This is a genomic window from Paenibacillus sp. F411 (assembly GCF_017582705.1).
GTDB classification, from domain to species: domain Bacteria; phylum Bacillota; class Bacilli; order Paenibacillales; family Paenibacillaceae; genus Paenibacillus_AQ; species Paenibacillus_AQ algicola.
Genome location: NZ_JAGFIP010000020.1, coordinates 54618 through 66251 on the forward strand (window position 1 = coordinate 54618; position 11634 = coordinate 66251).

The following is an 11634-nucleotide window of genomic DNA, read 5'->3' on the forward strand; positions in this document are numbered from 1 at the left end:
TGTATGATATTTACATTTGTCTGTCAATAAATACTTGATCCTGCAGACGCTTCAGACCTTCTTTAATCGTGCGCGCCCGCACCTCTCCGATGCCGTCCACTTCATCGAGCTCATCAATGCTCGCCGCCATAATGCTCGGCAAATCCTCAAATGTATCCACCAGATTACGAATAATGACATTCGGCAGCCGCGGGATTTTATTCAGGATGCGGTAGCCCCGGGGAAGCACTTCCTCATCGGCGGTAGCTGTGGAGGAGGGATAGCCCAACAGCCGAAGAATGAGATTAATATCGAGAAGCTCCTCGTCATCCAGCCGCTTCAATGCATGAATAATCTCTCTGACGTTCTCCTCGCTGTACTCCTTGGCATAATCGGCATACAGGAACCAGGCTTCCTCTTCAATGTTGCTGACGAGCTCTTCCATCTGCATACTGATCAAACGGCCTTCGTTACCCAACTCATTGATATACCGTTTAATCTCCTTCTTAATCCTTAACACCATTTCGACCCGTTGAATAACATTTACGACTTCGTGGATTGTAACCAGCTCTTCAAATTCCGAGGCGGACAGGTTCGTCAGCGACTGGTTCAGCACCACCCGGTAACGCTCCAGTGTCTGAATAGCCTGATTCGCTTTGGTCAGGATGACGCCAATTTCCTTCAGAGAATAACGGATCGAGCCCTGATACAGCGTAATAATGTTCCGGCGCTGGGAGATGGACACCACCAGCTTCCCCGTCTGCTTCGCCACCCGTTCTGCAGTACGGTGCCGAATTCCGGTTTCGATGGAGGAGATCGAGGAGTCCGGAATGAGCTGGGTATTGGCATACAGTATCCGCCTTAAATCCTCACTCAGAATAATCGCACCGTCCATCTTGGCCAGCTCATACAAGTAGTTCGGCGAGAAGTCACAATTGATGGAGAAGCCTCCGTCTACAACCTCCATCACCTCTGGACTGTAGCCGACCACGAGCAGGGCCCCGGTTTTGGCGCGCAGCACGTTCTCCAGTCCGTCACGGAAAGCTGTCCCCGGTGCCACCAGCTTCAGCAGTTCATTCATTTTGTCCAGTTGAACCGATTCTTTCACCTTAGTATGCCCCCTAATTTAACGCAACCGCTAACGCATCTGCTACCGTATTAACTCCAATAATTTCTATGCCCTTGGGATGCTTCCATCCCTTCAGGCTCTTCTCGGGCAGGATAACCCGTTTAAAGCCCAGCTTCTGCGCTTCCTTCACCCGCTGCTCCGCACGGGACACTGCCCGCACTTCACCGGTCAGGCCGACTTCTCCGAAGATGACGTCATACGGCTTCGTCGGTACATCGCGGAAGCTGGATGCAATGCTGACTGCGATCGCAAGATCCACAGCCGGCTCATCCAGCTTTACGCCCCCGGCTACATTAAGGTAAGCGTCCTGATTCTGCAGGAACATGCCCATCCTTTTCTCCAGCACCGCAATAATGAGATTCATCCGGTGATGATCTACCCCGGTGCCCATCCGCCTTGGAGACGGAAAATGAGTCGATGAGATCAAAGCCTGCAGCTCCACAAGTACGGGCCGTGTGCCTTCCATGCTCGCTACCACCGTAGAGCCGGCCACCCCCAGCGGACGCTCGGAGAGAAACAGCTCGGATGGATTGCCAACCTCCCGCAGCCCCTCCTCACCCATTTCAAAAATCCCCATCTCGTTCGTGGAGCCGAAGCGGTTCTTCACGGCGCGCAGCAGCCGGTACGTATGATGGCGTTCCCCTTCAAAATAAAGCACGCAATCCACCATATGCTCCAGCATCCGCGGTCCCGCGATGGCTCCTTCCTTCGTCACGTGGCCCACGAGCACTGTAGCGATGCCCTTGACCTTCGCAATCCGCATAAACCGGGCGGTACATTCCCGCACCTGCGATACACTTCCCGGCGCACTTGAAATATCCGGCTGATACACCGTCTGAATGGAGTCAATGACCACAAACTGCGGCTGCACGCTTTCAATCGCTTCCTCCACACTCTCCAGATTCGTCTCGCAAAGCACAAACAGCTCCGGGGATAAGGCCCCTAGGCGGTCAGCACGAAGCTTGGTCTGGCGAACCGATTCCTCTCCCGAGATATACAGCACCCGCAGCCCGCGATTAGCCAGCTGATTCGAGGTTTGGAGAAGCAGGGTTGATTTGCCGATGCCCGGATCACCGCCGACAAGCACAAGTGAACCCGGGACGAGTCCGCCGCCGAGTACTCTGTTCAGCTCTATAATGCCGGTCTCGATCCGGGGCTCCTTGCCGCTCTCCACATTCAGGATGGATACGGGCTTCTCTTTACTATGAAATACGGGCGAATTCATGCCCTGTGTCTTGATTACCGTCTCGGTTTCTTCCACCATGGAGTTCCAGGCCTGACAGCCTGGGCATTTGCCGTACCATTTCGGCGATTCATAGCCGCAGTCGGTACAATAAAACTTGGTTTTGGATTTAGCCATGTTCTCTCCTTTATGATGACCATCCTTTACAAAAAACCATAAGTCTTTTGCGAATTAGGCATTACTCAAAGTTTACCATTGATCACAAACCAACGTAAAGGCAAATCGGGAATCCTCTCCTTGATTATCGGTCTGTTTTTCCTAAAGCCTTACTGTATATACAAAAAAAGCAGGCCTTCGCGCATCATGCATCGGCCTGCTTCTTCAATCGCGATCACAGCAGAGGAGCATGCTGCCGGCTGTCGCCGGCAACTCTTACTCTCCTGCCTGATGAGATCCTGTATCTTATTATGACTTGGGTTACTCCTGCTGCGCCGGGGCAGCCTGCGTTTTGGTTACGGTCAACGCGCCTTCGCTCTCGTCGATCAGCAGCTGATCTCCTTTGGAGATATTGCCCTTCAGCAGCTCCTCGGACAAACGATCCTCTATATGCTTCTGAATCGCTCTGCGGAGCGGACGGGCACCGAATGCCGGATCATAGCCTTCCTTCGCCAGGAATGCTTTTGCTTGATCGGTCAGCTCGAACTCCACATTGAAGTCACGCAGCCGCTTCTTCAGCTCATCCGACATCAGCGTCACAATCTCGCCGATGTGCTTCTCTTCCAGGGAGTGGAACACGATGATTTCATCAATCCGGTTCAGGAATTCAGGACGGAAGCTCTTCTTCAGCTCATCCATGACCTTGCCCTTCATGTTGTTATAATCATGGCCCGCATCCAGCGATGCCGTGAAGCCGAGGGTAGAGTTACGCTTGATCGCTTCCGCTCCAACGTTAGAGGTCAGAATGATCAGCGTGTTGCGGAAGTCAACAACCCGGCCCTTGGAATCGGTCAAGCGTCCATCCTCCAGCACTTGCAGCAGGATGTTAAACACTTCCGGATGAGCCTTCTCAATCTCATCAAGCAGGACGACGGAATAAGGCTTGCGGCGAACCTTCTCGGTCAGCTGGCCGCCCTCATCATAGCCGACATATCCTGGAGGCGCTCCAACGAGCCTCGAAGTCGAGTGCTTCTCCATGTACTCGGACATGTCGATCCGCACCACGGCGTTCTCATCGCCGAACATGGCTTCTGCCAATGCACGGGCAAGCTCAGTCTTACCTACACCGGTTGGACCGAGGAAGATGAAGGAGCCCATTGGGCGCTTCGGATCCTTCAGGCCAGCGCGGGAGCGGCGTACGGCACGGCTGACTGCCTTGACGGCTTCCTCCTGGCCAATGACCCGGCTGTGAAGCAGCTGCTCCATGTTCAGCAGGCGCTCGGTCTCTTCTTCCTTCAGCTTGTTCACAGGAATACCGGTCCAGATGGCTACCACATCCGCAATATCCTCCGGAGTTACCTCGGAATCTGTACGTCCCTGCTTCTCTTTCCACTGGTTCTTCGTCACTTCCAGCTCTTCACGCAGCTTCTGCTCCGTATCACGGAGCGCCGCAGCCTTCTCAAACTCCTGGCTCTGTACAGCAGCATCCTTCTCCTTGCGGATATCCTCCAGACGAGATTCCTGATCCTTCAGGTTCGGTGGAATGGTGTACGTATGCAGCCTTACCTTCGAGCCTGCTTCATCAATCAGATCGATCGCTTTATCTGGCAGGAAGCGGTCTGTAATATAACGGTCGGACAAGCGTACCGCCTGTTCAATCGCTTCATCGGTAATTTTGACACGGTGATGCGCTTCATACCGGTCACGCAGACCGTACAGAATCTGGATGGCCTCTTCCGGAGACGGCTGATCCACCGTAATCGGCTGGAAGCGGCGCTCCAGTGCAGCATCCTTCTCGATGTACTTGCGGTACTCATCCAGGGTAGTTGCCCCGATGCACTGCAGCTCTCCCCGAGCCAGAGAAGGCTTCAGAATGTTGGAGGCATCAATAGCTCCTTCTGCGCCGCCCGCACCAATCAGCGTATGCAATTCGTCGATAAACAGAACAATATTGCCTGCTTGGCGAATCTCGTCCATGATTTTCTTCAGGCGGTCCTCGAACTCACCGCGATATTTCGTACCGGCCACCACGGAGCCCATATCGAGCGTCATCACTCGCTTGTCACGCAGCGTTTCCGGAATTTCATTATTAATAATTTTCTGGGCCAGGCCTTCGGCGATTGCCGTCTTACCTACCCCTGGCTCACCAATCAGCACCGGATTGTTCTTCGTCCGGCGGCTCAGCACCTGAATAACGCGCTCAATTTCCTTGCTGCGCCCGATTACCGGGTCCAGATTGCCTTCCTTCGCAATCGCTGTAAGATCACGCGCCAGGCTGTCCAGCGTTGGCGTATTGACATTTTGCGGCTGGCCGTGATGGCTCGAAACCGCTTCGCTGCTGCCAAGCAGCTGCAGCACCTGCTGACGCGCTTTGTTCAGGCTGATGCCCAGATTGTTCAGCACCCGTGCAGCCACACCTTCGCCTTCGCGAATGAGTCCCAGCAGAATATGCTCGGTGCCCACATACGTGTGGCCCAGCTTCCGCGCCTCATCCATCGAGAGCTCAATGACCTTCTTCGCTCTTGGGGTGTAGGCAATATTCGTCGGCTGTTCCTGACCGCGTCCGATCAAGGTCTCTACCTCATCCTGAATCTTCTCCAGACCCAGTCCAAGACCGATCAATGCTTTGGCGGCAATACCGTCGCCTTCCCGGATTAATCCGAGCAAAATATGTTCTGTACCGATATTATTATGGCCAAGCCGTACTGCTTCTTCCTGAGCCAGTGCGAGCACCTTCTGTGCACGTTCCGTAAATCTGCCAAACATCATAAGTATTGCACCTCCATGATTGATGGTTGTATTGATTTTAAACGCAGCGCCGTCATTTTGCAAAATGGTTTAGCAAGGCTCCTGCTGCTGCCCGCTTAGCGTCTGCCGAATCAGCTTCGCCCGGCAAGAGTCCCGGTCGCCCGGATGGATGCTCTCCCCGAATTTCTTTTGCAGAAATCCGGGCTGGGTCATCACGTTCAGCTCATTCATCACGGAGCTGGACGGACCGTCCAGCAGACCCAAATCCACGCCAAGACGAACGTCGGACAGGCGCTGCGCAGCTTCCTTAGACTCCATCACAGCTGCATAGGACAAAATGCCATATGATCTCATAACCCGGTCCGTAATCCGCAGCCGGGAGTCGTTCAGCAGCTTCGCGCGCGCATTTTTCTCATGTTCGATAATTTGCAGCACGACGCTGTGCAGGTTATCTATAATTTCATGCTCGGTCTGTCCGAGCGTAATTTGATTCGATATTTGAAAAAGATTGCCGAGTGCTTCACTGCCCTCGCCATAAATTCCGCGCACCGTCAAGCCAACCTGGGATACCGCCGACAGAATCCGATTAATCTGCTGGGTCATGACCAGCGCGGGCAGATGCATCATAACTGACGCTCGAAGACCGGTGCCGACATTGGTAGGGCAGCTCGTCATATAGCCGCGCTTGTCGTCAAACGCATAATCGAGCTTCTCTTCAAAAGCATCATCAAGCTCTGTGGCCTTCTCCCAAGCCTCCATGACCTGAAAGCCAGGATACAGGCACTGGATGCGTAAATGATCCTCTTCATTAATCATAATACTGATAGATTCATCGTCGTTTAACACGACTGCCCCGTTTCTCGACTCATTGGCAAGGTTCGGGCTGATCAGATGCTTCTCGACAAGCACCTTCTTATCCAGGTCGTCCAGCTCATCCAGATGGATGATGTGAAAGGCAGGAGTCCCCTCCTCGCACAGCCCTTCCTGGATCACCCCGGTCAGGATGCTCAGCACCTCACCGGACTGCTGGTTGGTCGCTAGCAGCGGGAACGGAAGCTGACGCAGATTGCGTGCTACCCGCACCCGGGTACTGATGACAATATCAGAATCCTGACCGCTTCCGCGCATCCACTCGCTGAGTGCGTGTTCGGTGAACCGGAGATTCGACATCACGCATTCCTCCTACTAAAATAAATGCAGCTTGTAAGCAAAGAGACCGACTAAACTACGGGGTCAGCCCCTTCTCTAACTCCCGGATCTGGTCGCGGATTTGCGCGGCCGTTTCGAATTCTTCCTGAACGATGTGTTCATGCAGCTCTTTTTTCAGCTCGGCGATCTTTCGCTTCGTCTGAATGCGTCCACCGCTTCGCTTCGGCACCTTGCCGACATGCGTGGTGCTGCCGTGCACCCTTTTGAACAAGGGATCCAGGCGATCCGAGAAATAGCTGTAACAGGAGCTGCAGCCGAAGCGGCCCAGCTTGCTGAACTGGGTATAGGTCATCCCGCATTCCTCACACCTTGGAACCTGAGGTGCTTTGGCGCCGGACAGCTGCCCTTTACCCGATGGATCCAGATCCAGCAGGCCGGAGAGCAGGCTGTGGATCGAGAAGCCATTCGCCGTTCCGGGGATCATCTCCCCCTTCTCCCTCGCACAGGTCTCGCAAAAATGGAATTCCGTCTTCTCGCCATTCACAATCTTCGTAAAATGAAGCGTCGCCGGACGGATTCCGCATTCCTGGCACACCATACTCATTCACTCTCCCCTCTACAATAGACCGTGTTTACTTGCCCAGCAGCGACAGCAGCATCGCCTTCATGACCCGGGAACGGAGCTCATCGCGATAAGGAAGCTTCAGATTCAGACACTCCCTGGATATCGCACCCCGCATCAGACAAGCCTCCCGCTTGCTCAGAAATCCGGATTCCTCCAGCTGGTAGATCAGCCCTTCCGCTGCAGTCTGGTCTATATGGCTGCCGATACTGTGATGTAGATGATGGTGCAGCTCCGTATGCTGAGGCAGCTCGATCCGCTGAATGCGAATGTAGCCGCCGCCGCCTCGCTTGCTCTCCACCAAATACCCTTTCTCCAAGGTGAAACGGGTCTGGATGACATAATTAATCTGGGAAGGGACGCACGAAAATTGCTCGGCTAGATCATTCCGCTGAATTTCGATCGTGCCTTCCTTACTGTCCTGTAGACTGCCCTTTAAATATTGTTCGATAATATCCGAGATATTACGCATGTTGTTCATCCTCCACTGATTGAAACGCTAAGCCGTCTTCATCTTACACGTGTCGCACAGAGTCTTGCTCCTGGTTATGTTTAACCACCTGCAAACCATTAGAATCCCTTTTCGCTGACTTTGACTTTCTTTGACTTTGATAATATTATAGCATATTTTTATGATTTGCCAAGAGCTCCGTTATCATTTTTAACCGGGCTGTTGGAGAATATTCATGCCGCTTCAAAATTCACCCTTACCAGCCTTGCCTCACCCTTTATCCTGCCAAAAAAGCCCCTGCCGTACAGCGGCAGCATCTGCTGCCCTTGCACGGCATAGGGGATAGGGAATCCGGGCGCTGCCGGAACTGTTATGATCGTATTCTCTCACATCAAGCGCGCTTTAGCTTACTTCTACTTTACGCTCAATCAGCTTCTTCGTGAAATACACAAGAACGGCTACCACGATCAGCTCCAGAAGCAGCGGTCCCCAGGGGATTTCCGTGATGGGTCTAACCGGGGAGGCTGCAGACTCCTGGACACCGATTTGGAGCACAAAGATTTTGTTCGTCCAGGCGTTCGGTTCCCCTTCAATCCGGTCACCCAGCCAGGAAACGACGCTTGGAATCGCAATGGACAGCGCAATGCCGAGCCACAGGCCTCCTTTTGCAGAAAATACTCTTGCCACCGTTACACAGAAGAGCACCGTAACCACAAAGGAAGTAAATTGCCACAAAAGTGCAAGAATCATCAAAGTCCAATCCAGCCAGTGTAACACGCCAACCTGCATGAATGCCCGCCAATTCTCACTCCAGAGCACCAGAATATGAGCACTTATCAGCAGCACAATAAAGATCAGCGCCATCCAGGACTGCACAACGGTAGAGATCATCCCGGAGGATACCGGGACCGGAAGCAGGCGCCGGCTGTAAGAGCGGATATTATGGTCAAATGTCTTAAACACAATGATTTGCAGGATGACCCCCGTCATGGCATAGGCCACCATGCTAAGAACCAATGTCACTTCATCCTTCCAGTACCCCAGACTATTCAGCGTAAGCATGACGCCCTGCAGAAGAACCAGCACCGTGATCAGAGCCAGCACCGCTCTTCCATTCCGTTTCCAGTCATATTTCAGTAGCCTAATCATTCCGCAAACACCTCTTTAAACATCTCGTCAACACTTTTGCCATGCTTTAAGCGCAGCTGCTCAACTTCCTCATGCATGACCATTTCACCGTCCCGGATAAAGACAATCTCATCAAAAATCCGCTCAATATCCCGCACCAAATGCGTAGATATGATAATGCTGCTGTCCTCATGATAAAACTCCACAATGGCATCCAAAATCTTGCCTCGCGCTACCGGATCTACGCCGCCAATCGGCTCGTCAAGCAAGTACAGAGCAGCATTGCGGGACAGCGCAAGCGTCAGCTGAAGCCGCTCGTTCATGCCCTTTGACAGTGCACTGATCTTGTCCTCCTGCTTCAGATTCATAAACTCCAGCATATGTGTCGCTTTCTCCATATCAAAATCGACGTAGAAATCACGGTAAAACATCAGCGCGTCCTTCACCTTCATCCATGATTCTGTCAGCGGACGGTCTGGCATGAACGAGACCATACTTTTTGTCTTCGGTCCCGCAGGAAGCCCCTGAACCTCCACACTTCCGGAGGAAGGGGAGAGCAGACCTGCGGCCATTTTCATCAGGGTGCTTTTGCCGCTTCCGTTACTCCCCAGCAGTCCGATAATTTTTCCGCTTCCGACTGTCAAGGAAATGTCTTGCAGCGCAGTCTTGCGGCCATATTGCTTGGAAGCCCCTTTGAATTGAAGCAGATGCTCTACCATTAGCTCTTCCTCCCGTTGAATTCTCCGGTTCTGAATGCGTCCGAGACGATGGACAGAATATCCTGCTCCTGAAATCCGAGCTCTTTCATTTCTGTAATAAAATGCTGAATCAGATCTCCAGCCATTTCTTTTTTAATGCTCATGATTTTGGATTCCTCACTTGTGACATACCGGCCGAGCCCCCGCTTGGTCTCCACGATCTCTTCACGCTCCAGTTCCTGAAAGGTACGCTGTACGGTGTTGGGATTGATTTGCAGCAAGGAGGCAAGCTCACGCACAGACGGGATTTTGTCTCCCGACTGAAGCTTGCCGGTAATGATCTCTTTTTTGATGTAATTCATAATCTGAATATATATGGGCAGGTTGTTGTCAAATTCTATACTCACTGGGGTCTTCTCCTTTCAGCCGCTTGGGTAAGGGCTGCACCCGTCCTGGCTTTACTGCTTATGCAACATCACGCTTGTGAAACGTCCAGAAGCCGACCGCCAGAAACAGCAGCAGGTATACGGCCAGCAAGGAGGCCGAGAAGGTTAGTGACATTCCCGGAAGAGGCCCTGTTCCTCCATCCCTGTATATGGACAAATCTACGTTCACGAACGGCAGATATTTATACCAATTGTATCGGGTTAATAGCTGGTTTGCCAGACCCTGTGCCACAATCAGGAACATGCCGATGCCGATGGCTGCGCCGGTGGAGCGGGTCACAATGCTGACGACAAAGGTAATCGTTACAAACAGGAGAGTGTACACCAGACTGTAGAGCGTACTCCACAGCAAATCTATGAAGGTCATATTTCCACCCGATGCTTCAAAAAAGAGCGCTCCCGCCGCCAACCCCGCTGCCAGCGTGAAAGCAGCCAGCGTCACAAGATACATCAAAATTGCTGTATACTTGGAGGCCAGGATCTTGCTGCGGCTTTGTGCACGGACAAGCAGCAGCTTAATGGTTCCGAAGCTGAATTCCATCGACACCAGACCCGCTGTAGATACGATCGCCAGCAAAGTCATCATCTGCCCCATTCCTTGGGTGCTTACGGCCAGTTGGGCAAATTCCAATGTCGTACTGGAGCCGGAGGCAAATGAATCGATCAGGTATGCGATGCCAAAGGCCATGGCTGCCAGCAGAGCATACGGGAGAACAAAGCTTTTCTTTTTAAACATCTTCAGCCATTCGTTGATGGTCAGCTTTACAAAGCTACGCAATACGGCCGCCTCCCGTCCATTTTAAAAATTCTTCTTCCAGCGTTTCCTTCACTTCGATGATCCGGTAGAGAAAGATCTTATGCTCTACCAGCCGCTGTACCATGACAGGGATGGAGTCGTCTTTCAGCCTCAGGATCAGCTCCGGCTGGTCTGTAAGCTGATTCAGCACCGTAACCTCCTGCATGCTCCGAATGACCTCCAGGGCAGCGTCAGCCTGATTTACACGAATGCACACTGTGACCCAGCCCTCCTGATTCTGCCCCTGGCCCATGACCCGTTCTGTCACCAGCCTGCCTTCTTGAATAACGACCACACGGCTGCACATCAGCTCAATCTCCGATAAAAGATGGCTTGAAACGAGGACTGCTATCCCTTCTTCTTTGGCAATCTGCTTCAGATAATCTCTCATCTCGCGAATGCCTGCCGGATCAAGGCCATTCGTCGGCTCATCGAGGATCAGGATGGTCGGGTTATGCAGGAGGGCTTGAGCAATACCCAGGCGCTGCCTCATCCCGAGGGAGTAGGAACGAACCTTTTTATGGATGGCATCCTGTAAGCCTACAAGCTGCACGACCTCGTGCAGTCTGGATTCTGCAATCCCTTCACTCATCCGCTGATACTGCCTCAGATTGTCATAGCCGCTCATATAGGGATAAAACTCCGGGTTCTCAATGATACCCCCGATATGGGAAATGGCTTGTGTAAATTCACTGCGGATGCTGTGTCCATGCACCGTGACATCCCCTTTCGAGATCCGGATCAGCCCAACGATCATTCGAATGGTCGTCGTCTTACCGGCTCCGTTCGGACCGAGAAGACCTACCACCTCGCCGCGACGGATGTCAAAAGACAGGTTATCGACAATATTGCGATTGCCGATCGTTTTGGTAATTGATTTCGCACTGAGTACCACTTCATTGCTATTTCCGGTCATACTTCCACCCCTTGCTTGTGTTAGTGTTATAGTTAGATAGTACACTAGGATAGCAAGACTGTCAATGGACGCTTGTGATGATAACACAAAAAAACCGTTACTGCATTAGCTGCAGTAACGGTTTCTTCTTTGCTTGGCGGCGTCCTACTCTCCCGGGACCCTGCGGTCCAAGTACCATCGGCGCTGGAAGGCTTAACGTTCGTGTTCGGGATGGGTACGCGTGGAACCCTTCC

Annotated in this window: 11 protein-coding genes and 1 rRNA gene; all 12 read right to left on the reverse strand. The window is 52.6% G+C overall.

All coding sequences use genetic code 11. The annotated features are described in order from the left end of the window. Positions 1-10: 10 nt before the first annotated feature. On the reverse strand, positions 11-1087 hold the full coding sequence (disA, locus tag JJQ72_RS17860; protein WP_138227173.1) for a DNA integrity scanning diadenylate cyclase DisA: 1077 nt from the start codon (positions 1085-1087) through the stop codon (positions 11-13). A gap of 13 nt (positions 1088-1100) precedes the next feature. Continuing rightward, positions 1101-2468 (reverse strand): DNA repair protein RadA, encoded by a 1368-nt coding sequence (gene radA, locus JJQ72_RS17865; RefSeq protein ID WP_138227174.1) that lies wholly within the window; start codon positions 2466-2468, stop codon positions 1101-1103. Between the two features lie 300 nt (positions 2469-2768). Beyond that, the gene (clpC, locus tag JJQ72_RS17870) at positions 2769-5216 is read right to left on the reverse strand and encodes an ATP-dependent protease ATP-binding subunit ClpC (RefSeq protein ID WP_138227175.1); all 2448 of its coding nucleotides are present in this window, start codon (positions 5214-5216) and stop codon (positions 2769-2771) included. Positions 5217-5285: 69 nt separating this feature from the next. After that, the gene (mcsB, locus tag JJQ72_RS17875) at positions 5286-6365 is read right to left on the reverse strand and encodes a protein-arginine kinase McsB (protein ID WP_208204491.1); all 1080 of its coding nucleotides are present in this window, start codon (positions 6363-6365) and stop codon (positions 5286-5288) included. A gap of 55 nt (positions 6366-6420) precedes the next feature. Then, entirely contained in the window at positions 6421-6942 is a 522-nt protein-coding gene (gene mcsA / locus JJQ72_RS17880; protein ID WP_138227891.1) for a protein-arginine kinase activator protein McsA, read from the reverse strand. Positions 6943-6976: 34 nt separating this feature from the next. After that, the gene (locus JJQ72_RS17885) at positions 6977-7438 is read right to left on the reverse strand and encodes a CtsR family transcriptional regulator (RefSeq protein WP_138227177.1); all 462 of its coding nucleotides are present in this window, start codon (positions 7436-7438) and stop codon (positions 6977-6979) included. Between the two features lie 381 nt (positions 7439-7819). After that, positions 7820-8566 (reverse strand): hypothetical protein, encoded by a 747-nt coding sequence (locus tag JJQ72_RS17890; RefSeq protein ID WP_208204492.1) that lies wholly within the window; start codon positions 8564-8566, stop codon positions 7820-7822. Then, a complete protein-coding gene (locus JJQ72_RS17895) occupies positions 8563-9264 on the reverse strand; it encodes an ABC transporter ATP-binding protein (RefSeq protein ID WP_138227179.1) in 702 nt (233 codons plus the stop codon). The genes JJQ72_RS17890 and JJQ72_RS17895 overlap by 4 nt, the downstream gene beginning before the upstream one ends. Beyond that, positions 9264-9650: a GntR family transcriptional regulator gene (locus tag JJQ72_RS17900; RefSeq protein ID WP_138227180.1), complete on the reverse strand. Its 387-nt coding sequence runs from the start codon at positions 9648-9650 to the stop codon at positions 9264-9266. The genes JJQ72_RS17895 and JJQ72_RS17900 overlap by 1 nt, the downstream gene beginning before the upstream one ends. Positions 9651-9708: 58 nt before the next feature. After that, positions 9709-10467, reverse strand: a complete 759-nt coding sequence (locus JJQ72_RS17905) for an ABC transporter permease (protein WP_208204493.1) — start codon at positions 10465-10467, stop codon at positions 9709-9711. Beyond that, positions 10460-11401 (reverse strand): ABC transporter ATP-binding protein, encoded by a 942-nt coding sequence (locus tag JJQ72_RS17910; RefSeq protein ID WP_208204494.1) that lies wholly within the window; start codon positions 11399-11401, stop codon positions 10460-10462. Before JJQ72_RS17910 ends, JJQ72_RS17905 begins: the two co-directional genes overlap by 8 nt. A 131-nt stretch (positions 11402-11532) precedes the next feature. Next, positions 11533-11634 (reverse strand): 5S ribosomal RNA (rrf, locus tag JJQ72_RS17915); the annotation flags it as partial.